At 61.2% G+C, this 24,083-nt stretch carries 26 protein-coding genes and 1 tRNA gene; 11 read left to right on the forward strand and 16 right to left on the reverse strand.

Features of this window, described 5'->3' with window-relative positions:
* Positions 1–8: 8 nt before the first annotated feature.
* The 9 genes from BLT00_RS22370 to panM all read right to left on the reverse strand — a co-directional run bounded on the left by BLT00_RS22370 (position 9) and on the right by panM (position 7,230).
* Entirely contained in the window at positions 9–455 is a 447-nt protein-coding gene (locus BLT00_RS22370; protein ID WP_092146494.1) for a hypothetical protein, read from the reverse strand.
* A 176-nt stretch (positions 456–631) separates the two neighbouring features.
* Positions 632–1,681: a PDDEXK nuclease domain-containing protein gene (locus tag BLT00_RS22375; RefSeq protein WP_092146492.1), complete on the reverse strand. Its 1,050-nt coding sequence runs from the start codon at positions 1,679–1,681 to the stop codon at positions 632–634.
* A gap of 223 nt (positions 1,682–1,904) precedes the next feature.
* Positions 1,905–2,312 carry a hypothetical protein gene (locus BLT00_RS22380; protein ID WP_063323372.1) on the reverse strand — a complete coding sequence of 136 codons (408 nt, stop codon included), beginning with the start codon at positions 2,310–2,312 and terminating at the stop codon, positions 1,905–1,907.
* A gap of 61 nt (positions 2,313–2,373) precedes the next feature.
* A complete protein-coding gene (locus BLT00_RS22385; RefSeq protein ID WP_063323371.1) occupies positions 2,374–2,703 on the reverse strand; it encodes a DHCW motif cupin fold protein in 330 nt (109 codons plus the stop codon).
* Between the two features lie 116 nt (positions 2,704–2,819).
* Positions 2,820–2,895, reverse strand: a tRNA-Phe gene (locus BLT00_RS22390).
* Between the two features lie 102 nt (positions 2,896–2,997).
* Complete coding sequence (locus BLT00_RS22395; RefSeq protein WP_003196814.1) at positions 2,998–3,270, reverse strand: oxidative damage protection protein; 273 nt, start codon at positions 3,268–3,270, stop codon at positions 2,998–3,000.
* The gene (gene mutY, locus BLT00_RS22400) at positions 3,267–4,334 is read right to left on the reverse strand and encodes an A/G-specific adenine glycosylase (protein WP_092146490.1); all 1,068 of its coding nucleotides are present in this window, start codon (positions 4,332–4,334) and stop codon (positions 3,267–3,269) included. Before mutY ends, BLT00_RS22395 begins: the two co-directional genes overlap by 4 nt.
* Complete coding sequence (locus tag BLT00_RS22405) at positions 4,331–6,562, reverse strand: AsmA family protein (RefSeq protein WP_072342853.1); 2,232 nt, start codon at positions 6,560–6,562, stop codon at positions 4,331–4,333. The genes mutY and BLT00_RS22405 overlap by 4 nt, the downstream gene beginning before the upstream one ends.
* A 269-nt stretch (positions 6,563–6,831) precedes the next feature.
* Positions 6,832–7,230, reverse strand: a complete 399-nt coding sequence (gene panM, locus BLT00_RS22410; protein WP_092146488.1) for an aspartate 1-decarboxylase autocleavage activator PanM — start codon at positions 7,228–7,230, stop codon at positions 6,832–6,834.
* Positions 7,231–7,491: 261 nt separating this feature from the next.
* Here panM and BLT00_RS22415 point away from each other — a divergent pair, with 261 nt between their 5' ends.
* From BLT00_RS22415 to BLT00_RS22445, 7 genes are all read left to right on the forward strand, one after another.
* A complete protein-coding gene (locus BLT00_RS22415; protein WP_092146486.1) occupies positions 7,492–9,153 on the forward strand; it encodes an OFA family MFS transporter in 1,662 nt (553 codons plus the stop codon).
* Between the two features lie 281 nt (positions 9,154–9,434).
* The gene (gene hisB / locus BLT00_RS22420; protein WP_003186751.1) at positions 9,435–10,028 is read left to right on the forward strand and encodes an imidazoleglycerol-phosphate dehydratase HisB; all 594 of its coding nucleotides are present in this window, start codon (positions 9,435–9,437) and stop codon (positions 10,026–10,028) included.
* On the forward strand, positions 10,028–10,666 hold the full coding sequence (hisH, locus tag BLT00_RS22425) for an imidazole glycerol phosphate synthase subunit HisH (protein WP_018606318.1): 639 nt from the start codon (positions 10,028–10,030) through the stop codon (positions 10,664–10,666). The genes hisB and hisH overlap by 1 nt, the downstream gene beginning before the upstream one ends.
* Positions 10,666–10,920: a DUF2164 domain-containing protein gene (locus BLT00_RS22430; RefSeq protein ID WP_003186749.1), complete on the forward strand. Its 255-nt coding sequence runs from the start codon at positions 10,666–10,668 to the stop codon at positions 10,918–10,920. The genes hisH and BLT00_RS22430 overlap by 1 nt, the downstream gene beginning before the upstream one ends.
* 42 nt (positions 10,921–10,962) lie before the next feature.
* Entirely contained in the window at positions 10,963–11,700 is a 738-nt protein-coding gene (hisA, locus tag BLT00_RS22435; protein ID WP_063323366.1) for a 1-(5-phosphoribosyl)-5-[(5-phosphoribosylamino)methylideneamino]imidazole-4-carboxamide isomerase, read from the forward strand.
* A 9-nt stretch (positions 11,701–11,709) separates the two neighbouring features.
* On the forward strand, positions 11,710–12,480 hold the full coding sequence (hisF, locus tag BLT00_RS22440) for an imidazole glycerol phosphate synthase subunit HisF (RefSeq protein WP_003196830.1): 771 nt from the start codon (positions 11,710–11,712) through the stop codon (positions 12,478–12,480).
* Positions 12,481–12,543: 63 nt separating this feature from the next.
* The gene (locus BLT00_RS22445; RefSeq protein WP_092146484.1) at positions 12,544–13,290 is read left to right on the forward strand and encodes a substrate-binding periplasmic protein; all 747 of its coding nucleotides are present in this window, start codon (positions 12,544–12,546) and stop codon (positions 13,288–13,290) included.
* 78 nt (positions 13,291–13,368) lie between these two features.
* Here the strand turns inward: BLT00_RS22445 and BLT00_RS22450 are convergent, their stop codons facing one another.
* The 4 genes from BLT00_RS22450 to gpmI form a co-directional block, all read right to left on the reverse strand.
* Positions 13,369–14,148, reverse strand: a complete 780-nt coding sequence (locus BLT00_RS22450; protein WP_092146482.1) for a divergent polysaccharide deacetylase family protein — start codon at positions 14,146–14,148, stop codon at positions 13,369–13,371.
* A 1-nt stretch (position 14,149) separates the two neighbouring features.
* On the reverse strand, positions 14,150–15,466 hold the full coding sequence (locus BLT00_RS22455) for a S41 family peptidase (RefSeq protein ID WP_063323363.1): 1,317 nt from the start codon (positions 15,464–15,466) through the stop codon (positions 14,150–14,152).
* 32 nt (positions 15,467–15,498) lie between these two features.
* Positions 15,499–16,791, reverse strand: coding sequence for a murein hydrolase activator EnvC family protein (locus BLT00_RS22460; protein WP_092146480.1), 1,293 nt, complete (start codon positions 16,789–16,791; stop codon positions 15,499–15,501).
* Between the two features lie 318 nt (positions 16,792–17,109).
* On the reverse strand, positions 17,110–18,639 hold the full coding sequence (gene gpmI / locus BLT00_RS22465) for a 2,3-bisphosphoglycerate-independent phosphoglycerate mutase (RefSeq protein WP_092146478.1): 1,530 nt from the start codon (positions 18,637–18,639) through the stop codon (positions 17,110–17,112).
* 152 nt (positions 18,640–18,791) lie between these two features.
* Between gpmI and BLT00_RS22470 the strand changes: the two genes are divergently transcribed.
* Genes BLT00_RS22470 through secB form a run of 3 tightly spaced genes read left to right on the forward strand, consistent with a single transcriptional unit; the run spans position 18,792 to position 19,983 of the window.
* Entirely contained in the window at positions 18,792–19,205 is a 414-nt protein-coding gene (locus BLT00_RS22470) for a rhodanese-like domain-containing protein (RefSeq protein ID WP_092146476.1), read from the forward strand.
* Between the two features lies 1 nt (position 19,206).
* The gene (grxC, locus tag BLT00_RS22475) at positions 19,207–19,461 is read left to right on the forward strand and encodes a glutaredoxin 3 (protein ID WP_063323359.1); all 255 of its coding nucleotides are present in this window, start codon (positions 19,207–19,209) and stop codon (positions 19,459–19,461) included.
* A 39-nt stretch (positions 19,462–19,500) separates the two neighbouring features.
* Entirely contained in the window at positions 19,501–19,983 is a 483-nt protein-coding gene (gene secB / locus BLT00_RS22480) for a protein-export chaperone SecB (RefSeq protein ID WP_063323358.1), read from the forward strand.
* Between the two features lie 118 nt (positions 19,984–20,101).
* Here secB and trmL read toward each other — a convergent pair whose 3' ends face one another.
* Positions 20,102–20,557, reverse strand: a complete 456-nt coding sequence (gene trmL / locus BLT00_RS22485; RefSeq protein WP_092146474.1) for a tRNA (uridine(34)/cytosine(34)/5-carboxymethylaminomethyluridine(34)-2'-O)-methyltransferase TrmL — start codon at positions 20,555–20,557, stop codon at positions 20,102–20,104.
* On the opposite strand from trmL, the gene BLT00_RS22490 reads away from it, so the two are divergent.
* The gene (locus BLT00_RS22490; protein WP_092146472.1) at positions 20,556–20,996 is read left to right on the forward strand and encodes a hypothetical protein; all 441 of its coding nucleotides are present in this window, start codon (positions 20,556–20,558) and stop codon (positions 20,994–20,996) included. The two genes, trmL and BLT00_RS22490, sit on opposite strands and share 2 nt — an antisense overlap.
* Positions 20,997–21,487: 491 nt before the next feature.
* Here the strand turns inward: BLT00_RS22490 and ntrC are convergent, their stop codons facing one another.
* Both ntrC and glnL read right to left on the reverse strand, forming a co-directional pair.
* Positions 21,488–22,924: a nitrogen regulation protein NR(I) gene (gene ntrC, locus BLT00_RS22495; RefSeq protein WP_013692071.1), complete on the reverse strand. Its 1,437-nt coding sequence runs from the start codon at positions 22,922–22,924 to the stop codon at positions 21,488–21,490.
* On the reverse strand, positions 22,921–24,006 hold the full coding sequence (glnL, locus tag BLT00_RS22500) for a nitrogen regulation protein NR(II) (RefSeq protein WP_053117539.1): 1,086 nt from the start codon (positions 24,004–24,006) through the stop codon (positions 22,921–22,923). Before glnL ends, ntrC begins: the two co-directional genes overlap by 4 nt.
* Positions 24,007–24,083: the final 77 nt, after the last annotated feature.

Raw genomic sequence — 24,083 nt, forward strand, 5'->3', positions numbered from 1 at the left:
CCGGCCGGTTATTCGCTGGCCGGTTCTTCCATCGACTGGCGATAACGGTCCAGCGCCTCGCTGAAGTCCTGGATGAACTCCGGGGTGCTGAGCCAGCGCTGCGCCGTCTCGCGGTCCATGTCATCGACCCACATGCGGTAGTCCACCAGCATGTCGGCCGCCAGGTTGGTGGCGGCCATGCTTTCGTTTTCGGCGTTTTTCAGGTCGAGCAGACCTGGGCGTTCGATGATCATCACGCTCAGGGACGCGAGCAACGTATCGAGCATTTCACTGCGGCTGATGGCCTCGGCTTCGCGCAGCTTGGCGAACAGTTCCAGCACGTAGACCGGTGGCTGGGCGGTGGCGTGGGCCGGGTCGCCATACATTGGGATCGATTTGCGCCCGCTCATGCGGATCTGCTTGGCTTTGTCTTTGGCGCGCTTGGCGCGTTTTTGCTGCTTGTTCAGTGAGGCCATTGGGCTTCGGTTTCCAATTCGTTAGGGGACAGTGCCCGGCTCAGTCGATTTTCGGCACGCTAAAGCGCAATTCGCTGCCCTGGCCTGGCTGGCTTTCGGCGTGCAGTTTACCGCCATGGGCCTGGATGATGCCCCTGCCAATTTGCAACGCCATCCTGATAGCGACTGTCTTCCCCTCAGACGCCAGGCCCGGTTGCCATTTCCTCAAGTCGGGCGCGTTCACGATCCAGTTCTCTGCTCAGCTCTTGCTCGGTGGGCAGTACCAGCTGGTACTGGCTGGCGAATAGCTGTTCGTTACCTTGCAGCACGGAATAACGCACCACCGATTCGTCTTTCTGGGCGCACAGAATGATGCCGACGGTGGGTTTGTCATCGGGGTCGCGCTTGAGGTCGTCGTAGAGGCGCACATACATGTCCATTTGCCCGATGTCCTGATGGCTCAGTTCGCCACGTTTCAGGTCGACGATTACAAAACACTTGAGCAGATAGTTGTAGAAGACCAGGTCGAGGTAGAAGTCTTTGCTTTCGGTACTGATGCGTTGCTGGCGGGCGATGAAGGCGAAGCCCTTGCCCAACTCAAGCAGGAATCCCTGTAATTGGTCAATCAGGGCCTGTTCCAGTTCTGTTTCCAGGAGCGTGCCGGCATTGGGCAGCCCGAGGAACTCCAGGACCACCGGATCCCTGACGATATCCCTGGGGCCGAGGTTCAGTTCCTTGAGATTGACGAGGGCCTCCTGCTCCACTGCCGGCCTGTCGCGGCTGGCCAGTAGGCGTTCGTAATAGAAGGTGCCGATCTGGCGTTCCAGGGCGCGGGTGGACCAGTTTTGCGTTGCTGCTTCATTCATGTACCAATGACGTGCATTGTCATTTTCAACACGGAGTAGTAGGCGATAGTGGGTCCAACTCAATTCGTGACGCAGTGCGTCACACATTGGAAATGCTTGATAAAAAAGTCGCATATAGCGCAGATTAGACGCATCAAACCCCTTGCCAAACCGCGCCGTCAGCACTTTCGCCAGCGACGTCAGCAGACGTTTTCCATAAGCCGCTCGTTCGGCGCCTCCTTGCTCGAACTCAATGATATGTCGCCCGATTTGCCAGCACGTTTGCACCTGCAGGGTATCGACGGCGCGCAAGACCTTCTGGCGTGCCTGCTGGATCAATTGGCCGAGTTCACTGATCAGTGGCGCGAGCTGCGGGTCGTCTTGAGGTGAAATTGAAGTCATCGATGTGTCCAGCCATTGAGAAGGGGTGGACCCAAAGCATGCTCCAGAGGAAGTTTTGATGATGCAGGACCGGGCTGATTGGCCTGGAGGATTAAAAGCTGATTCATGCAGGACGGATTTGACGCCGCCCTATGTCGATTGACCCTGGCTTGTAGGAGCTTTCTCTGAGGGTTGTCGTCCATCGCAGACGCTTTCATCACAAAAGCGCTTGGCGGGATGACGGTCAGATCGAGCCTTGGGCCAGCGCCTGGGACGCGGCCACATAATCGGCCTGGAATGGCTTGCTTTCCACCCAGTCCAGCGCGGTCTGTTCATCCACGCCCGTGGTCAGACGGCGGTATTCGATCAATGCGGTAATGATGAAGTCGGTCGCTTCTTCCTCGCCTTCCTGTTCCAAAACCAGCGCCAGCAGTGGATGGGCCAGGAACGCTTCGCACATCGCTTTCTGGCTGACCTTTTCGGCGGCACTCATGAGTTGGAACAACTCCGTCAGGTCCACGGTTTCCAGATCGATGCGCTCGTCGTTCGGGTCGAGGAAATCGTTCGGCGCAGCAGCACGCCGGGTGCGGTTCTGCTTGGCTTTCGCCTTGGCGCGCTGGCTGCGCTTGTGCTGTTTGTTCGCCGATGACATGGCCGGATTCCTGATGGATAAGGCCATCTATCCTACAGCTTCAACGCCGACGCTTCGAATCTCAATCCACTATGAAGAGCGTAGCTCCCGATGAAGTGGAGGATCGATGAGGCTCGGCCTGGTCTGCTACTTGGTAGCTCATGCCGGGCCTGAGCAAGAATTGCCGGCCATCTTCAAGTTCAGTATTGAGTTCGCCCTTGAGGCAAAACAGGATGTGGCCTTTGGTGCACCAATGGTCGGCTAGGTACCCCGGCGTATATTCCACCATCCGCACGCGAATGCTCCCGAACTGTTGGGTGCGCCAATAAGCGGTTCCGGTGACGCCTTTGTGCTCGGTGGGTTCGATGGTTGACCAATCGGTGGTGCCAAAGGGGATGCCGGTGATGTCCATGTCGACTCGCTTGCTGGAGGGGAGTGGACGAATGTAGCCGAGTCGATCAGGCGGAGAAAGAAAATCCCGGACAATAAAAAACCCCGATCAATTTCTTGATCGGGGTTTTCGGTATTTGGTGCCCAGAGACGGAATCGAACCGCCGACACGGGGATTTTCAATCCCCTGCTCTACCGACTGAGCTATCTGGGCAACGGGGCGCATTAAACGGGTTTTTCAGGGGGGCGTCAAGCACGTTTTCAAAAAATATTTAATTATTACCGTCGCTTACGATCCGCCCCCACGCGGGACAGCTTATTCGGACGGCGGTACGTAGCCTTCGGCCTTGGCGTAATCTTCGCCGGAAAAGTACTTGTCCATCTCGCCCTGAAGGTATTTGCGATCTTCAGCGTTCATCATGTTCAGGCGTTTTTCATTGATCAGCAGGGTCTGGTGTTTCTGCCAGTCGGCCCAGGCCTTGGCCGAGACATGGTCGTAGATGTCCTGGCCCTTGGCACCCGGGAACGGTGCACGTTCCAGGCCTTCCAGTTCTTCTTTGTACTTGCGGCACATGATGGTGCGGGTCATTGCAACTCTCCTGCGTTCATTACGGCGGCCGCGCGTTCGAGCAAGGTTTTGACCGGGGCGGCAAGGCCCAGGCGCGGCGGGGTGGCGAGGTTATACCAGAGCCAGTCGGCCTCGGCCACGTGATGGCCGGTTTCCCGGACCCGGACCAGCCAGGGTTCGATCGCCAACTGGAAGTGGCTGAAGGTGTGCACCAGGCTTGGCATTTCCTGTTGGCTGCCCAACTCCAGCGAGTGTTGCAGGGCCAGATGCTGCAGGTCGTCGAGGTCGTCGAGTTCCGGCAGGCTCCACAGGCCGCCCCACAGCCCCGTGGAAGGGCGACGGTAAAGCAGGATTGCGCCTTCGTTGTTCGCCAGCATCGGCATCAAGGTACGCTTCTTGGGCACTTCCTTGCGAGGCTTGGGAATCGGGTAGCGGGTTTCCAGGCCCAGCATGTGGGCCTCGCAGCCTTGCTTCAGCGGGCAGAGCAGGCAACTGGGCTTGCTGCGGGTACAGAGTGTGGCGCCCAGGTCCATCATCGCCTGGGTGTAGGCGTTGACCCGGTCTTGCGGCGTGAAGCGCTCGGCGGTGGCCCACAGCTGTTTCGCCACCTTGGGTTCGCCTGGGTAGCCTTCCTGGGCGGTGAAGCGCGCCAGTACCCGCTTGACATTGCCATCGAGGATCGGTGCCCGCAGGCCCATGCTGATGCTGGCGATGGCGCCGGCGGTGGACAGGCCGATCCCCGGCAGCTCGGTGAGTTTTTCCACGTCCCGGGGGAATTCCCCGTCGTACTGCTCGACGACGATTTTCGCGGTTTTCTGCAAGTTGCGTGCACGGGTGTAATAGCCCAGCCCGGTCCACAGGTGCAGCACTTCGTCCTCCGGCGCGGCGGCCAGGGCTTGAACGGTAGGCAGCGAGGCCATGAACCGGTCGAAGTAGTTGAGCACGGTACTGACCTGGGTCTGCTGCAGCATGATTTCCGAGACCCATACCCGATAGGGCGAGATGGCCTGCTGCCAGGGCAAATCGTGGCGCCCGTGGCGGTCGAACCAGTCCAGTACGGCGGTGGAAAACTGCTCGGCTCTCATCGCTTGAACAGCCCCTTGAGCGCATCTTTGAGTTCGGGGCTGACCTTGTCGCCCAGCTTCTCATCGATCTTGTCGCCGAGACGGTCGCCGGCCAGTTTCGCCGCGACCTTGCCCAGCCCGTCGTTGTCCAGGCGACAGGCCTTGGCGCCGAGTTCCAGCGGGCCGCGGCAGCGCAATGGCCATTCGACGTCGACGTAGCGTTCGTTGACCTGGCAGGCCGGGTCGGGCATATCGCTCTTGTCGCCTTCGACGATGACGCCGACGCGATAATCCATGCCCAGTACACGCAGGTCGATGTCGCCGTTGCCGTTGACGGTCATGCCGGGGATGCGGACTTTCAGGTCCGGGTTGTTGGCAACGCCATTGTTGAAGGTGAGATTGCCGTTGAGTTGCTGGAACGGCGTGTCCTTGCCCCGGGGTTCGCCGCTGAGGCTCTTGCGATTGAGGGTGGCGATGCCTTTGCACAATTGCTGTTCGAGGTTGGCATTGAGCAGCACGCCATCGTTGATGACGAACCCGGCGGTGCCGTTGAGGCTGTCGATCAGGGCTTTCTGGCTATTGCCGCTGGCGGTGATCGCGCTGTTGACGGTGACGAGGCCTTTGACCGGCGGATTCTTGCCTTGGCTTTCGATGATCTTCTCGGCAGGGACCCGATTGATGCGCGTTTGCAGGCTCAGTTGCGGCGTAGGCTGGCGCACGTCCAGGGTGCCCTTGGTTTCGAAGTTGCCGCTGTACAGGTCGCCTCGCAGGTTCTCCAGGGTCAGCAGGCCGCCTCGGCCGGTGGCCTTGAGCGCAGCGTTCTGGATTGGCAGTTTATCGAGGGTCAGTTGCCCGAAGGCCAGGTCAGCATCGAGGTCCAGCTTGCTCAGGCGTTCCACTGGAAACAGTCGATCGTTACTCCAGGCGCCCTGAGTCGGGGCGCTTGGCAGCGGTGTACTGCCGGCACCGGCCATGGCGCTGGCTTCGGTGTTGCTGACTTCAGCCTCACGGGCCGCCTTGGAACTGTCGGCTTCGGCGGACTTTGGCGCCAGGTAGCGGTCGACGTTGAACGTGTCGGCCTTGAGCTGCGCGCGCAGGGACTGCTTGGCGAAGTCCTCCACGGCGATGCGACCGCTGAAGTTGCTGTCGTCCACTTTCAGGTTGATGTCGTTGAGCTCGACACTGGTTGGCGTACCGGCAATGCGGCTGGACAGCTCGACCTTGCTCAGGCTGCCTTCGGCCATGGCTGGGAGTTTCTGGCCGATGCTTTCGACGAACTTCGCCAAGTCGAACTGGGCGATGGACACGCCGCCATTCAATTGCGGGGTCTTGTCGAGGTCGTTGACCTTCAGTTCACCCAGGGCGCGCAGTTGATTGAGCGACAGCTTGATGCCGGTCCACTCGGCGACGTTTGCGGCTTTGTCCAGGAACAGTTGGCCTTGGACGGCGAAGTTCAGGGTCTTGCCCTGCAAGGGATCGCCGGTGGCTTCGCCGGACAGTTTCAGGTCTTCGAACTTGTAGCGCTTCAAGGCACGTTCGAAGCGCAGTTCCCCCGTCACTTCGGTGCGTACGCGTACGGCCGGCTGGTTGCTGGACAGGAATGCGGTCAGGGTGACTGGAATGTTGGTGGAATCGTGAACCGGGCCGGTGCTCAGTTGGATGCTCTCGGCCGTGAACAGCTTGCCGGTCTGCTCGTCGGTGTATTCGACCCGGGCGTTGTTCACGGTCAGGCTATCGATATCCAGTCGGGTCGGCTGGGCAGGTTTTTCTGCCGGGGTACTGACGGGCGGGGTCGGTTGTTGGGATGGCACGGGGGCCGGCGCGTTCGCCGTCGACGCAGAGGCCGGCACCTTGCCGATGTCTTCCCAGTTGCCGTGCCCGTTCTTGTCACGATTGAGCCGCAGGTTCAGGCCTTCGACCCGCACATCGCTCATTTGTACTTCCCGGCGCAGCAGCGGTATTACCCGGACCGAAAGGCCGAGCATCTGCAGGTCAGCGAAAGGCTGGGTCGGACTGGCCAAGGTCGCGACGCTGGCATCGTGCAACTCAAGGCCCAGCCACGGAAACAGGCTCCAGCCAATGTCGCCATTGAGGGTCAGCTCGATGTGGGCCTTGTCGCGGGCTATCTGGCGGATCTCTTCTTTGTAGTCGTTGGGATCGAACAGGTGGGTCAGGGCAAAGCCCAGGGCCACAATGATCAGCAACAGCCCGAGAAGTACCAGACCCAGGATTTTGCCGAACGCTTTCATGGGCGAATCCTTGTAGGTTGAGTTCAAAATTTAGCCGGGAGTATAACGCCCCGAATTAGTGGCGCGTTGGGTGATCGTGTCTCACTCCCTCGCAGTCAGGCCGGCAGGTGTGATCCTGTGGCGAGGGAGCTTGCTCCCGCTGGGCTGCGAAGCAGCCCCAAACCAGGCGAATCGGTGTGCCTGAACACACCGAGGCGTTGGGTTTGGGGGGACTGCGCCCCCCAGCGGGAGCAAGCTCCCTCGCCACAGGGATTTGTGTTCGGCTTTAACTAGCATTCGTCCAGCGGCAATCTCAATTTGGCCGCCAGCGCCTGGGTTTGCAGATGCCCGGCCGGGGCCAACAAGTGCAGCTCGGCACCGCTTGGTGCGGCCATTCGCCGAGCTTCGCTCACCAGCCGTTCAGCCACGCCACGGCGACGGGTAACGTTTCGTACGCACAGGTGGGACAAGCGCCAGGCGTTCTGGTGCCGTTGCAGGCGTGCTGCGCCGAGCAGTCGGTCATTGAAGCGTGCCGCGATCAGCGAGCCTTCCTCAAGGCATTGCTTGATCAGTTGCGTGGCATCGCTAAACGGTTCGAACAGCCAGGCCGGGGCATCCCGGTAGATTTTCTGCAGGTCCTGTTGGTCCTGACAGCTGGCGTCTGTAATGAGCTCGACAACGATGGGCATGGAAATTCCTGAAAAAATAAATCGTTAGCCCCCTATAGAAAGCCGGCGGGCGTGCGATAAGACAGATGGCAGGAAAAAGGTGATATCACTTTGGTTTTTCTGCCGCGAGCAAATGGTAACCTTTGCCCGTTCGTCCGTCCTTCTGCGACTTGATGTCGCACACTATGGAGCTTCACCAGAAAATACAGCCATGCCTGCGTGCAATGAAGGCTGAGGGTGACGCGTGGCTGACGGACCATTCCAATAACTGGGGGATACACAATGAGCACGAGCATCACGGCTGGCGGCATCGCCGACCAGCCAGCGTTCCTCTCCAAAGAGCGCATCATCGCCAAGCCCGGTTTCAACCGGTGGTTGGTTCCACCGGCCGCACTGGCTATTCACCTCTGCATCGGCATGGCCTACGGCTTCTCGGTGTTCTGGCTGCCACTGTCCAAAGCCTTGGGTATCACCAAGCCTGTGGCCTGTGCACCGGATATGAGCTTCATCTCGCAAGTCTTTTCGTCCCAATGTGACTGGCCGATCTCGATGCTCGGTTGGATCTACACCCTGTTCTTCATCTTCCTGGGTTGCTCGGCAGCCATCTGGGGCGGCTGGCTGGAACACGCCGGGCCACGCAAGGCCGGCGTTGTATCGGCCTTGTGCTGGTGCGGTGGCCTGCTGATTTCCGCGCTGGGTATCTATACCCACCAGATCTGGCTGATGTGGGTCGGTTCCGGTGTGATCGGCGGTATCGGCCTGGGTCTGGGCTATATCTCCCCAGTGTCGACCCTGATCAAGTGGTTCCCGGACAAGCGCGGCATGGCCACTGGCATGGCGATCATGGGCTTTGGCGGCGGTGCGATGGTCGGTGCTCCGCTGGCCGCGGCGCTGATGAGCCATTTCGCTTCGCCAACCGGCGTGGGCGTATGGCAGAGCTTCCTGGTCATGGCCGCGATCTACTTTGTGTTCATGATCGGTGGCGCCTTGTCGTACCGCGTCCCGCCAACCGGTTGGAAGCCTGAAGGCTGGACCCCGGCACCGAAGAAAGCCGCGAACGCGATGATCACCCATCGCCACGTTCACGTGAACGTGGCCTGGAAAACCCCGCAGTTCCGTCTGGTATGGCTGGTGCTGTGCCTGAATGTATCCGCCGGTATCGGCATCCTCGGCATGGCTTCGCCTCTGTTGCAGGAAGTGTTCGGTGGCAAGTTGCTCGGCAACGACCTGCCGTTTGGCCAACTGGACGCTACGCAACTGGGCCAGATCGCGGCCATCGCGGCCGGCTTCACCGGTCTGTTGAGCTTGTTCAACATCGGCGGCCGGTTCTTCTGGGCATCCTTCTCGGATTACCTGGGTCGCAAAAACACCTATTTCGTGTTCTTCGCCCTGGGCTTTGCCCTGTACGCGCTGATCCCGAACCTGGGTCACCTGGGCAGCGTCGCGCTGTTCGTGGCGGCGTTCTGCATCATCCTGTCGATGTACGGCGGCGGTTTCGCCACTGTGCCGGCGTACCTGGCGGACCTGTTCGGTACGCAAATGGTCGGCGCGATCCACGGTCGGCTGTTGACCGCCTGGGCGGCGGCAGGCGTGCTGGGTCCGGTCCTGGTGAACTACCTGCGTGAATATCAGCTGAGCATCGGCGTCGAACGTGCCGCGGCCTATGACATCACCTTGTATATCCTCGCCGGCCTGCTGGTGCTGGGCTTCCTGTGCAACCTGCTGGTCCGCCCGGTCGCCGACAAGTACTTCATGACCGACGCCGAACTGGCCGCCGAACAGGCGCTGGGCCATGACAAGGGCGCCGACAGCAGCACTTCGCTGGAATGGAAAGCCGCGCCGGGCACCAAGCCCCTGGCGATCGCCGCCTGGCTGGTGGTGGGCATTCCGTTGGCGTGGGGTGTGTGGGTGACCCTGCAGAAGACAGCGGTGTTGTTCCGCTAAGACCGTTGCCCTGTGTCATCGGCTCAGGGCAACCCTTGTGGGAGCGAGCCTGCTCGCGATGGGGGCGTGTCAGTCGACATCATTGTCTGCTGACCCACCGCCATCGCGAGCAAGCTCGCTCCCACAGTCGTTTTGGGTGATGGCAAAGACTTGTATGGACATGTCTATCGCCGACAGCGCGGGAGACAACCCGTCAGGGATATCACCTCCCGTGTTTCTGTTTGCCGCTCGCGCCCCTATAATGGCTGCCTTTTTCGCCCAATGATTTTGCGGAGCTGGTGATGGCCGAACGTAAGGCGTCTGTCGAGCGCGACACTCTGGAAACCCAGATCAAAGCCTCGATCAACCTGGATGGCACCGGAAAGGCCCGGTTTGATATCGGCGTGCCTTTTCTTGAGCACATGCTGGACCAGATCGCCCGTCACGGGCTGATCGACCTGGACATCGTCAGCAAGGGCGACCTGCATATCGACGACCACCACACGGTGGAAGACGTCGGTATCACCTTGGGCCAGGCCTTTACCAAAGCCATCGGCGACAAGAAGGGCATCCGTCGCTACGGCCATGCCTACGTGCCGCTCGATGAGGCGCTGTCGCGTGTGGTCATCGACTTCTCTGGCCGTCCGGGCCTGCAGATGCATGTGCCGTACACCCGTGCCACCGTCGGCGGCTTCGACGTCGACCTGTTCCAGGAATTCTTCCAGGGCTTCGTCAACCACGCCAACGTGACCTTGCACATCGACAACCTGCGCGGGCACAACACCCACCACCAGATCGAAACCGTGTTCAAGGCTTTCGGCCGCGCCCTGCGCATGGCTGTGGAGCTCGATGACCGCATGGCCGGCCAGATGCCTTCCACCAAGGGCGTCCTGTAATGCAGACGGTCGCGGTTATCGACTACGGCATGGGCAACCTGCACTCGGTGGCCAAGGCCCTCGAGCACGTGGGTGCCGGCAAGGTGCTGATCACCAGCGATGCCGACGTGATTCGCGAAGCTGACCGGGTGGTGTTTCCAGGCGTCGGTGCGATTCGCGATTGCATGGCCGAGATTCGTCGCCTGGGCTTCGACAAGCTGGTGCACGAAGTCAGCCAGGACCGTCCGTTCCTTGGCATCTGCGTGGGCATGCAAGCCTTGCTCGAGCGCAGCGAAGAGAACGACGGCGTCGATTGCATCTCCATGTTTCCAGGCCAGGTGAAGTTTTTCGGCAAGGGCCTGCATGAAGACGGCGAGCACCTGAAAGTCCCGCACATGGGCTGGAACGAAGTGAAACAGACGGTGGATCACCCGTTGTGGCACAACATCCCGGACCTGGCGCGCTTCTACTTCGTGCATAGCTACTATATCGCCGCCGGTAATGCGCGGCAGGTGGTGGGCAGCGGTCACTATGGCGTCGATTTCGCCGCAGCCCTGGCCGATGGCTCGCGCTTCGCCGTGCAGTTCCACCCCGAGAAGAGCCATACCCATGGCCTGCAACTGTTGCAGAACTTCGCAGCGTGGGACGGGCGCTGGTAATGGCCCGCAAGAAACCGCCGATCCTCACCCTCACGCCCGAGCAGGAGAGCGAGGCGAACCGCAAGATCCAGCGGTTCATGGAGGAGCGTTTCGAGCTGGACCTGGGCTCGTTCGAAGCGGCGGAAATTCTTGACCTGTTTACCCGCGAAATTGCTCCGCACTATTACAACAGGGCGATTTTCGATGTGCAGACGCACCTTAAAGAAAGGTTCGAAAGCATTGAAAGCGACTTGTGGGCGCTCGAGAAAAATTGATTTTCGAGCCAAGCTGAATATTCGTATTTGAAGGTTTGCCAGATGCTGATTATCCCCGCTATCGATCTCAAGGACGGCGCTTGCGTACGTCTGCGTCAGGGCCGCATGGAAGACTCCACGGTGTTTTCCGATGACCCGGTGAGCATGGCCGCCAAGTGGGTGGAGGGCGGCTGCCGTCGCCTGCATCTGGTCGACCTCAATGGCGCCTTCGAAGGGCAGCCGGTCAACGGTGAAGTGGTCACGGCCATCGCCAAGCGTTATCCGAACCTGCCGATCCAGATCGGCGGTGGCATTCGCTCGCTGGAAACCATCGAGCACTACGTCAAGGCCGGCGTGAGCTACGTGATCATCGGCACCAAGGCGGTGAAGGAGCCTGAGTTCGTCGCCGAAGCCTGCCGCGCCTTCCCGGGCAAGGTTATCGTTGGCCTCGACGCAAAAGACGGTTTCGTCGCCACCGACGGCTGGGCTGAAGTCAGCACCGTGCAGGTGATCGACCTGGCCAAGCGTTTCGAGGCCGATGGCGTGTCTGCCATTGTCTACACCGACATCGCCAAAGACGGCATGATGCAGGGCTGCAATGTCCCGTTCACCGCCGCTCTGGCTGCCGCCACCAGGATTCCGGTGATCGCCTCCGGTGGCATCCACAACCTGGGTGACATCAAGGCACTGCTCGACGCCAAGGCGCCGGGCATCATCGGTGCGATCACCGGTCGCGCGATCTACGAAGGCACCCTGGACGTCGCCGAGGCCCAGGCCTTCTGCGACTCCTACAAAGGCTGAGGACTCATCATGGCGCTGGCCAAACGCATCATCCCTTGCCTGGACGTGGACAACGGCCGGGTGGTCAAGGGCGTCAAGTTCGAGAACATCCGTGATGCCGGCGACCCGGTGGAAATCGCCCGTCGCTACGACGAACAGGGTGCGGACGAGATCACCTTCCTCGACATCACAGCCAGCGTCGATGGCCGCGATACCACGCTCCATACCGTCGAGCGCATGGCCAGCCAAGTGTTCATCCCGCTGACCGTGGGCGGTGGCGTGCGCACCGTGCAGGACATCCGCAACCTGCTCAATGCCGGTGCCGACAAGGTGTCGATCAACACCGCGGCGGTGTTCAACCCGGAATTCGTCGGCGAAGCGGCCCAGCACTTCGGCTCGCAATGTATCGTCGTTGCCATCGACGCGAAGAAGGTCTCCGGCCCGGGCGAAACCCCGCGCTGGGAAATCTTCACCCACGGCGGCCGCAAGCCCACGGGCCTCGATGCCGTGGAGTGGGCGAAGAAGATGGAAGGCCTGGGCGCCGGTGAAATCCTGCTGACCAGCATGGACCAGGACGGCATGAAAAACGGCTTCGACCTGGGCGTCACCCGCGCCATCAGCGATGCCCTGGGTATTCCTGTGATCGCTTCCGGCGGTGTCGGCAACCTGCAACACCTGGCCGACGGCATCCTGGAGGGCCATGCCAGCGCGGTGCTGGCGGCGAGCATTTTCCACTTTGGCGAGTACACCGTGCCGGAAGCCAAGGCCTACATGGCGCATCGCGGTATCTGCATTCGCTGATCGCTGGACACCATGGCGGGCCCAAGGCACTCTTGGGCACACCATGGATTGCGGTAGCCCGACATGCTCAAACGCCTCGTTCTTGCCTTTGCCGGTGCCACGTTGCTGCTCGCAGGCACCGTCCGCGCTGCTGATACATCGCTGGTGTTGCTGACTGAAAACTTCCCACCGTACAACATGGCCAAGAACGGCAAGAACTTCGCCCAGGACGAGAACATCCATGGCATTGCCGTGGACGTCGTCCGTGAAATATTCAAACGTGCCGATATCTCCTACAGTCTGACGCTACGTTTCCCTTGGGAGCGCATCTACAAACTTGCCCTGGAAAATCCGGGTTACGGTGTGTTTGTCATGGCGCGGTTGCCGGAGCGTGAAAAGCTTTTCAAATGGGTCGGCCCCATCGGTCCGGACGACTGGATCATGCTCGCCAAGGCCGACAGCAAGATCGCTCTCGACTCGTTGGAGCAGGCGCGTCAGTACAAGATCGGTGCCTACAAGGGCGACGCGATTGCCGAGACGCTGGCCAAGCAGGGACTGAAGCCGATGGTCGTGTTGCGCGATCAGGACAACGCCCGGAAACTGGTCAACGGCCAGATCGATCTGTGGGCCACAGGCGATCCTGCCGGGCGTTATCTGGCGCGTCAGGAAGGGGTGACCGATCTCAAGACCGTGCTGCGCTTCAACAGTGCCGAGTTGTACCTGGCCTTGAACAAGGACGTGCCTGACGATGTGGTTGCCCGGCTTCAAAAGGCCCTGGATGAATTGCGCAAGGAAGGTGAAGTGGACGCGATCATGGCGCGGTATCTCTAAGGGCTGTACCCGCCGCATTGCCGCCATCGCGAGCCTGCTCGCGATGAAGGCGACGCGGTTTGAGATAGAGCCCAGCCGCTACCGATAAACCCCATCCTTCCCATGCCCGACCATCGCCCGATTGCTGCGCAGGCTGATCATCGACTTGATGTCGATCCACTCGATGCCCTGGGCCTTGAGCTTGGGTAGTTCGCGTTCGAGCACTGCCAGGGTCTGTGGGTAGGGGTGCCCGATCATTACGGCCGAGCCTTGCCGGCGGGCCAAATCGATGGCGGTCTGGAGCTGGCGGGCAATGGCCGCTTCGGTGCGCTCGTCGTCCAGGAACACGTCCCGCGAGACACTGGCGAGGCCGATCTTCTGGGCCTCGGCGGCGGCGACTGTCTGGGCGCTGGTGCGGCTGTCGACGAAAAACTTGTGTCGCTGCTGCAAGTTCGCCATCAGCCACGCCATGGCCTGGGGCTGGGCAGTCATGCGGCTGCCCATGTGATTGTTGATCCCGCTGGTATAAGGCACGGCAGCGAACGCGGCGTCGAGGCGCTTGCCCAGTTCTTCGATGGGCAGCTCCGGATGCCAGGCGAACGGCCCGGTGGCCGGGTCCATGGGCATGTGCAGCATGACCAGTTTGCCGGCGCGATGGGCTTCGCGGGCGAATTCGGCGGCGTGGGGCGTGTCAGGCATGATCGCGGTGGTGACCGGGCCGGGGAGGGCCAGTACCCGGCGATCCCGGGGCAGGTTTTGCCCCAGGTCGTCGATGATCAGGCTCAGGTAGGCCTTGTGCGGCGAAGAGGGCGTGGCGGGCGCCGCGTTAACGGCTCCCGCTAGCAGGCACAGCAGGACGAAGGTGAAGCGCAGGCCCATCTCAGCGGCCGGACGTGATGTTCAACCCTTTGAGCAGGCTCAAGGCCTGGGCCAACTGATAGTCGTCATCCTGCGGCATTGGCTTGGCCTTGCCACCGGAACCGGTCGGTTTGTCGGCGCCGCCGTTGCCATTGCCCAGGTGGCCTTGCAGGTCGGCTTCCTTGAAGTATTCGCTGTCCTGCTCGTTGGTGATCTTGGCCTTGCGCACCTCGATGTCCGGGACGATGCCCTGGGCCTGGATCGAGCGACCGTTGGGCGTGAAGTACAGCGCGGTGGTGATCTTCAGGGCGCGGTCGTTGTTCAGCGGCAATACGGTCTGTACCGAGCCTTTGCCGAAACTGGTGGTGCCCATGACCACGCCACGCTTCTGATCCTGCAGGGCGCCGGCGACGATTTCCGAGGCCGAGGCGCTGCCGCCGTTGATCAGCACCACCAATGGCACGGCTTCGCTCAGGTCGTTGCCGGTGGCCGAGAAGCGCAGCTCGGAATTGGCGATACGCCCCTTGGTGTAGACGATCAGGCCCTTGGTGATGAAGTGGTCCACCACTTCCACCGCCGATTGCAGCACGCCGCCGGGGTTGTTGCGCAGGTCCAGGACCAGGCCGTTGAGCTTCTTGCCGTTGTCCTTGCGCATCTTGGCCAGGGCCTTGGCGACTTCTTCGCCGGTCTTGACCTGGAACTGGGTGATGCGGATGTAGCCGTAGCCCGACTCCAGCAGTTGGCTCTTCACGCTTTTGACCTGGATGACCGCACGGGTCAGGGTCACGTCGAATGGCGTACCGCCGTCGCGCACCAGGGTCAGGGTGATCTTCTGGCCGATCTTGCCGCGCATCTTGTCCACGGCTTCGGTCATGCTCTGGCCGCGCGTTGGCTGGCCATTGATCTTGACGATGAAGTCGCCGGCCTGGATGCCGGCCTTGGAAGCGGGCGTGTCGTCGATCGGCGAAACCACTTTGACGAAACCGTCTTCGCTGCCGACCTCGATGCCCAGGCCGCCGAATTCGCCGCTGGTGCTTTCCTGCAGTTCGGCAAAGTCGTCCGGCCCCAGGTAGGCCGAGTGCGGGTCAAGGTTGCTGAGCATGCCTTTGATGGCGTTCTCCAGCAGCATCTTGTCATCCACAGGTTCCACGTAGGCGGCCTTGATCCGGTCCATGACCTCGGCAAAGGTGCGCAGTTCGTCCAGCGGCAGCGGGGCCTTGGTGGTCGCGGCTGTGGCGGCGGGTGCCGACGGGGCCGGTTCGGCGGCGAAAGCCAGGGGCGCACCGATCACCAGGGCGATCGTCAGGGCCAGCGAGGTAAGGCGGGACAAATGCAGCATGTCGAACGAACTCCTTAATAGGATGGGCGCGCTTATCCTTGCGCACGACACCATTGGGCCGGGTCACTGGGGCGACCCTGCTGACGAATAGCGAAATACAGTGCTGGCGTATCCTGCCCGCCACTGTTGCCGACCGTGGAGATGGACTCACCGGCCTTGACCACATCCCCCGCCGACTTGAGCAGCGTCTGGTTGTGGCCGTACAGGCTCAAATAACCGTTGCCGTGATCCAGGATCACCAGCAGGCCGGCGCCGCGTAGCCAGTCGGCGAATACCACGCGCCCGCCATGAACCGCATGCACCTGGCTGCCGGCGGAGGCGCTGATCATCACGCCGTCCCACTTGGTGCGGGTGTCGTCGCCACGGGTTTCACCGAAGCGCGCTAGTAATCGACCATTGACCGGCCATGGAAGTTTGCCTCGGGCTGAAGCAAAAGCGCCGCCAAAGGTTTCGCCGTCACTGGAAACCAGTGCGCCGGGGCTGGATTTTGCCGGTTTGCGCGGTGCGTCGCCGGCGTCTGCGTCGGCCTGGGCTTCACGCAAACGCTTTTTTTCGGCTTCCTGCTGGGCGATCAGCGCTTTCTGGCGCGCTTCTTCTGCCTCTCGGGCCTGGCGGGCCAGGGTTTGCTCGATGGTTTTCAACACGTTTGCCAGCTCGGCCTGGTCCTGCTCGCGGGCCTTGAGCTTGCTGTCGCGGGCTTTCACGTCTTCATTGAGCTTGGCCAGGGCCACCTGGCGTTCCTTGCGAACTTTCTCGAGTTCTTCGCGCTGGGTGTCGAGGCTGCTTTTCTGCACCAACAACTGGGCTTGCTGCAATTCGATGTCTTTTTCGACATTGGCCAGTTGGCGCAGGGTTTCGTTGAAGCTCTTGAGTTGTTCCAGGCGGGCCTGGCTCAGGTAATCGTAATAGGTGAGGGTGCGGGCGAACTTCTCGGGATTCTGCTGGTTGAGCAGCAGCTTGAGGTATTCCTGGCGACCGTTCTGGTAGGCGGCCCGGGCCTGGATGGCGATCAGCTTTTGCTGTTCAGTGCGCGCGCTCTGGAGTTTTTTTTTCTCTCCATCGAGTCGTTGCAGCTCGGATTCGCTTTTCTTCAGCTCTTTTTGCAGCGCGTCGACCTGTTTCTCCAGATTGCCCATCTCGGTTTCGGTGCCGCGCAGGTCTTTCTGCACGCTGGATTTCTCTTCCTGCAACTTGCCCAGCAGTTTTTTCAGCTCGGCAATGTCCTGGCGCGTGGCTTCCAACTGTTGTTGGGTTTGCGCGCGCTCGTCGGCAAAGGCCGGTTGGAGCAGGCAAGTCAGAGCGAGGGCTATCAGGACGCGAAGCATAGAGGCGGGCGACACCAGGGAAAGGGACGGCCTAGTATGCCCGCCCCACGCTGCAAAAAAAACGCCCATTTGGGGCTGTGTGATAACTGGCCTGGAAAACACTGCAAACCCCATGTGGGAGCGGGCTTGCTGTTCACTTGAGGCAATGACAAGCCCGTGGCGAGGGAGCTTGCTCCCGCTGGGCCGCGAAGCGGTCCTAAAACCTGCCAGATGCGGAGCATCAGACACACCGCACCCGCCAGTTCACGACTGCTTCGCAGCCGAGCGGGAGCAAGCTCCCTCGCCACGACAAGCCCATGCTCGGTGACTACGTGTTGGTCAGACCAGGATCGAAGTCCCGGTCATCTCCGCCGGCTTTTCCATGCCCAGCAACATCAGCATGGTTGGCGCCACATCAGCCAGTACGCCGCCCTCGCGGACCTTGAAGTCACGCTTGCCGACATAAATGAACGGCACCGGCTCGGTGGTGTGAGCGGTGTGGGCCTGGCCGGTGGATTCGTCGGACATCTGCTCGACGTTGCCGTGGTCAGCCGTGATCAATGCTTCGCCGCCGACCTTTTCCAGGGCTTCGACGATGCGGCCAACGCAGGTGTCCAGGCATTCCACGGCCTTGACCGCCGCCTCGAACACGCCGCTGTGGCCGACCATGTCGCCGTTGGCATAGTTGACCACGATCACGTCGTAACGCTGGTTTTCAATGGCCTCGACGATGCGGTCGGTCACTTCCGGCGCGCTCATCTCCGGTTGCAGGTCGTAGGTGGCGACTTTCGGCGAGGGGATCAGGATGCGTTCTTCGCCCGGGAAGGGTTCTTCGCGGCCGCCGGAGAAAAAGAACGTCACGTGGGCGTACTTTTCGGTCTCGGCGATGCGCAGTTGGGTCTTGCCGTTTTTCGCCAGGTAGTCACCCAGCACGTTTTCCAGGCTGCCGGCGGCGAAGGCCGATGGCGCGGGGATGCTGGCGGCGTATTGGGTCAGCATGACGAAACCGGCCAGTTTCGGCTGGCGGGCGCGTTCGAATTCCTTGAAATCGTCTTCGACAAACACGCGGGTCAGTTCGCGAGCACGGTCGGCGCGGAAGTTCATGAACACCACGGCATCGCCGTCCTCGACCTTGACCGGTTCGCCAATGGTGGTGGCCTTGACGAACTCGTCGCTTTCGCCGCGCTCGTAGGCGGCCTGCAGGCCTTCCTGGGCGGTGGCGGCGTTGAATTCGGCGCTGCCGTCGACGATCAGGTTGTAGGCCTGGGACACACGGTCCCAACGGTTGTCACGGTCCATGGCGTAATAGCGGCCAATGAGGCTGGCGATGCGCCCCTTGCCGAGGGCCTGGAAGGTGGCGTCCAGCAGTTCGATCGACGAGGTGGCGCTTTTCGGCGGGGTGTCGCGGCCATCGAGGAACGCGTGCAGGTAGATCTGCTCGGCGCCGCGCTTGAAGGCCAGTTCGGCCATGGCGATCAGGTGGTCCTGATGGCTGTGCACGCCACCGTCGGACAGCAGGCCCATGAAGTGCACGGCCTTGCCGGCGGCCACGGCTTTATCCACGGCGGCGCAGATGGTCGGGTTTTCGAAGAACTCACCGTCGCGGATCGATTTGGTCACACGGGTGAAGTCCTGATACACCACGCGGCCTGCGCCGAGGTTCATGTGGCCGACTTCGGAGTTGCCCATCTGCCCGTCCGGCAGGCCGACGTCCATGCCGCTGCCGGAAATCAGGCCGTTGGGCACGGTGGCCCACAGGCGGTCCAGCACGGGCTTGTTGGCCGAATACACGGCATTGGATTCGTGGCTGTCACTGTGACCGAAGCCGTCGAGAATCATCAGGACCAAAGGTTTAGGCGTGGTAGTCATGGAATCCACTCGTGGCGGGTTAAAAGAAGACGATGGAAAAGGGACGGGCAGTTTAAAGGTAAGTTCCGACGGCGTCACCGCCGGGCGGGGTTTGGCCGGCCTTGCGTGCTGTGTATACTGGCCGACATTTTAACGCCCTGGAACCTCCTTCGATGGTTGCTCACCTGATTGAATTTGCCACTAACCACTACATTCTCGTCGGTATCTTCGTCGTACTGCTGGCGTTGCTGGTCGCCCATACGATGCAGGGTGGCGGTCGTAGCCTGAGCACCGGCGAGCTGACGGCGCTGGTCAACAAGGATGCCGGTGTGGTGGTGGACATCCGCCCGAGCAAGGATTACGCCGCCGGTCACATTGTCGGGGCATTGAACATTCCCCAGGACAAACTGATCGCGCGCATCGGCGAACTGGAAAAGCACAAGGCCAAGACGCTGATCCTAGTGGATGCCCAAGGCCAGCACGCCGGTACCCTTGCCCGCGAGTTGATGAAATCCGGTTTCACCGCCGCCAAGCTCTCCGGTGGCGTTACGAGCTGGAAAGCCGACAACCTGCCCCTGGTGAAGTGAGATGGCCCACGTCGTTGTCTATTCCAGCGATTACTGCCCCTATTGCTCTCGAGCCAAGTACCTGCTCCAGAACAAAGGCGTGGCTTTCGAAGAGATCAAGGTCGACGGCAAGCCGCAACTGCGCGCCGAAATGACCCAAAAGGCCGGACGCACGTCCGTGCCGCAGATCTGGATCGGCAGCACCCACGTGGGCGGCTGCGATGATCTGTTCGCCCTGGAGCGCGCCGGCAAGCTCGACGCGATGCTCAAGGCCTGAATTTCCCACTCAAGAACCTGAAAGTAAGAAGGATCTGCGATGACTGACCAACAGAACACAGCTGCCAGCGAAGAAGAAGCCGCACCGCAATTCTCCTTGCAGCGCATTTATGTCCGTGACCTGTCCTTCGAGGCCCCGAAAAGCCCGGCGATCTTTCGCCAGCAGTGGGAGCCGAGCGTCGGCCTGGACCTGAACACCCGCCAGAAGGCCCTGGAAGACGACTTCCATGAAGTGGTGCTGACCCTGTCGGTGACCGTGAAGAACGGTGAAGAAGTGGCGTTCATCGCCGAAGTGCAGCAGGCCGGGATCTTCCTGATCAAGAACCTGGATGCGGCTTCGATGAGCCATACCCTGGGTGCGTTCTGCCCGAACATCCTGTTCCCCTACGCCCGCGAAACCCTGGACAGCCTGGTGACCCGCGGTTCGTTCCCGGCCCTGATGCTGGCTCCGGTGAACTTCGATGCCCTGTACGCGCAAGAATTGCAGCGCATGCAGCAAGAAGGCGGCGCGACCGTTCAGTAATTCGACGCAAACCCTGTGGGAGCGGGCTTGCCCGCGAAAGCGGTGTGTCAGGCGACATTGATGTCAACTGACTCTCCCTATTCGCGAGCAAGCCCGCTCCCACATTTGTTATCAGGTGTTATTGAAAGCCGTTCTGCCGCCACGCCTCATAAACCGCCACTGCCACGGTATTGGACAGGTTCAGGCTGCGACAGCCTTCGCGCATTGGCAGGCGCAAGCGCTGGTCGTCGGGCAAGGCGTCCAGCACCTCGGCCGGCAGGCCACGGCTTTCCGGGCCGAACAGGAACGCATCGCCAGCGACGAAGCGGGCGTCATGGAACGGCCGCGAACCCTTGGTGGTAAAGGCGAACAGGCGCGGATGCCCGAGGCTTTCCAGACAACTGGCGAGGTCTGCATGGCGCTGCAAGGTGGCATACTCGTGGTAGTCGAGGCCGGCACGGCGCAGGCGCTTGTCGTCCATCTCGAAGCCCAGCGGTTCGATCAAATGCAGGTGGCAGCCGCTGTTGGCGCACAGCCTGATGACATTGCCGGTATTCGGCGGAATTTCCGGTTGAAAAAGGATGACGTGAAACATGCACGGCTCCGCAGATGAAGATGAGCGGCATTCTACGCTGCAAACCGACCGACGTTCGAAGCTAATGCCTCGGGTGATGGGTTCGTTGGCGATCTTCGGCATGATGGTCGGATTGATGATCGGACGCCTGACCACGCCTGAACCGAGCGTGCTGCAGCAGGTCGAGGTGATAGACGGTGGGGTGGTGACTTGGTTCAACACTGAACCCAAGCTGCACGGGGAAGTCATCGACGGCTCGGTGGCGCTGTTGTTCGAAGCAGAAGGGCGATCGCAGAACGGCCAGTTAAAGCTCAACGGCAAGGACGTGAACTGGCGGGTGCGGTTGAGTGACAAGGGGTTGTTGCTGACGTTGGTGGCGGCGCGTCCATTGCGCGGGGCGTGGACCGGCAGCGAGGTCGATGACCGCTGGCGGCTGGAGGTCCGTCTCCAGGAGCAATAAAAGAGGGAATCCCCGGCCTGCCTGTACCAAGGTCCCCAAAACGGGAGGGCTTACCGCGAAGGTCCAGCCCTGGTGTAAAGAAGGGAAACCTTGACCTGCCTGTATCAAGGCCCCCAAAACAGTGGGCTCGATGAGCCCGGTATAAAATGGGGAATCCCCGGCCTGCCTGTACCAAGGTCCCCGAAACTGGGTAGTGATTGAGCTATTGCAGGGGGCGTGCCAGTTTTAAATGGCTTGTCACAAAAAAACTGCTGCTGAGTCGAGAAGCCCCGTATTCCGGGGCTTTTGTCTTGTTTGTGCGGTTTTTTTCGAGCTGGGCCGATTGGTTTTGGTCGGTGGTGCATGTGCCATTGCGGTTCGCAGTGCATTGATGCGGTGCATGAAGCCTTTAAAAGCATCGCGAGCAAGCTCGCTCCCACAGGAATTGTTTCCCCTGTGGGAGCGAGCTTGCTCGCGATTGGCCCTACAGATCAGCGAAGAACTAAGGCCTTTCAGCCCTCATCCCCGTCATCATCATCCCCGCCATCGACCTTCATCCCCAATTCCTTGATCTTGCGGGTCAAGGTATTGCGGCCCCAACCCAGCAGCACCGCGGCGTCGCGGCGGCGGCCAGCGGTGTGCTTGAGGGCGGTCTCGATCATGATCCGCTCGAAACTCGGCACCGCGCTGTCCAGCAGGCTCGACTGGCCACGGGACAGGGCCTGGTCGGCCCACTGGCGCAGGGCTTGCTCCCAGTTGGTCACTGGAGCCGAATCCTGCGGCAGGCTCAACAGCTCTGGCGGCAGGTCGCTGATGTGCACTTCGCGACCCGAAGCCATCACCGTGATCCAGCGGCAGGTGTTCTCCAACTGACGCACGTTGCCCGGCCACGGCAAGTTCTTGAGGTATTCCTCGGTTTCGCTCTTGAGCAGCTTTGGCTCGACCGCCAATTCCTGGGCCGCGCGGCTGAGGAAGTGCCTGGCCAGGGTCGGGATGTCTTCGCGACGATCCGCCAGGCGCGGGATATGAATGCGGATCACGTTCAGGCGGTGGAACAAGTCCTCACGGAATTTGCCGGCATGAACCAGGGTTTCCAGGTTCTGGTGGGTCGCGGCGATGATGCGCACGTCCACCTTGACCGGCGTATGCCCGCCCACCCGATAGAACTCGCCATCGGCCAGCACGCGCAGCAAGCGGGTCTGGGTGTCCGCAGGCATGTCGCCGATTTCATCGAGGAACAACGTGCCGCCGTCAGCTTGCTCGAAGCGCCCGCGCCGCAGGTTGGCCGCGCCGGTGAACGCACCTTTTTCGTGGCCGAACAGCTCGGACTCCATCAGGTCCTTGGGAATCGCCGCCATGTTCAGCGCGATGAACGGCGATGCCGCTCGTGGACTGTGACGGTGCAAGGCGTGGGCCACCAGTTCTTTACCGGTGCCCGACTCGCCGTTGATCAGCACGGTGATGTTGGAGTGGCTCAGGCGCCCGATGGCGCGAAACACTTCCTGCATCGCCGGCGCTTCACCGATGATTTCCGGTGTGCGGGCCAGGGCCGGCACCTCTTCCATGCCCTGTTGTTCCTGGGCATGTTGATTGGCGCGTTTGACCAGCGACACGGCTTCATCGACGTCGAATGGTTTGGGCAGGTATTCGAAAGCGCCGCCCTGGTAGGACGCCACGGCGCTGTCCAGGTCGGAATGGGCGGTCATGATGATCACCGGCAGCCGTGGATGCTGTTCGCGAATCCGCGCCAGCAGGTCCAGGCCGCTGGCGCCAGGCATGCGGATGTCGGAGATGATGACGTCCGGTTGCTGACGCGCCAGGCGGCTCATCACCCCATCGGCGCTGTCGAAGCTCTGGGTGGTCATGCCTTCCTGTTGCAAGGCTTTTTCCAGGACCCAACGGATAGAACGGTCGTCATCGACGATCCACACGGTTTCACTACGGCTCATGTCGATGTGGCTCCTTGTTCCAGTGGCAGGAAGATCGAGAAGGTGGTGTGGCCGGGGTGGCTTTCACACTCGATCAAGCCCTGATGCTGACTGATGATGTTCTGGGTAATGGCCAGGCCCAGCCCGGTACCGTCCGGACGGCCGCTGACCATGGGAAAAAAGATGGTTTCCTGCAGCTCGGCAGGGATGCCCGGGCCGTTGTCGATGATTTCGATCTTGGTCACCAGGCGATGGCGCACATGACCGATGGTGAACTGGCGCATGGCCCGGGTACGCAGGCTGATGCGGCCCAGGCGCAGCTCGTTCTGGCTGCTGATGGCCTGCATCGCATTGCGCACGATGTTCAGCACTGCCTGGATCATTTGCTCGCGGTCGATCAAGACGTCGGGAATGCTCGGGTCATAGTCGCGCACCAAGGTGATGCAGCCCTGGCTTTCGGCTTCCACCAGGCTGCTGACCCGCTCCAGCACCTCATGGACGTTGCACATCGCCAGCGATGGCAGCTTGTTCGAGCCGAGCATGCGGTCCACCAGGTTCCGCAGGCGGTCGGCTTCTTCGATGATGACGTTGGTGTAGTCCTTGAGGCTTTCTTCCGGCAGTTCGCGGGCGAGCAACTGCGCCGCGCCACGAATCCCGCCGAGGGGGTTCTTGATCTCGTGGGCCAGGCCGCGCACCAGCATCTTGCTGGTTTCCTGCTTGGACAATTGTGCTTCTTCCTTGGTGATACGCAGCAAGCGATCACGCGGGTGGACTTCCAGCAAGAGCAGGGTGGCGCCATTGTTCAGGATCGGCGTAACCGCGTAGTCCACGGTCAGGGTCTGGCCGGTCAGCGCGGTGAGCATCGCTTCGCGCTTGGTGAACGGATGGGCCTGTTCCACCGCCTGGCGCAAGGAGTTGAGCGCTTCGGCGGACTCGGTGAACAACTCGCTGATGAACTGCCCGTGGCTGCGCTGGCCACTGACGGCCAGGAGCATCTCGGCCGCCGGGTTCATGTACTCGAGGCGCAGTTCGGCGTCGAGCAGGATGGTCGCGGTGGTGAGGTTGTCGAGCAGCAAGCGGTGTAGTGCGTCGCTAATGGTCATCAGGACCTCTTTTGGAGCGTAGCAACTCGGGACCGGTCCCAAATTGCGCGCGCGATTAATGCGCTGTTACAAAGGAA

It is taken from the genome of Pseudomonas sp. NFACC51 (assembly GCF_900103575.1).
GTDB lineage: Bacteria > Pseudomonadota > Gammaproteobacteria > Pseudomonadales > Pseudomonadaceae > Aquipseudomonas > Aquipseudomonas fluorescens_Q.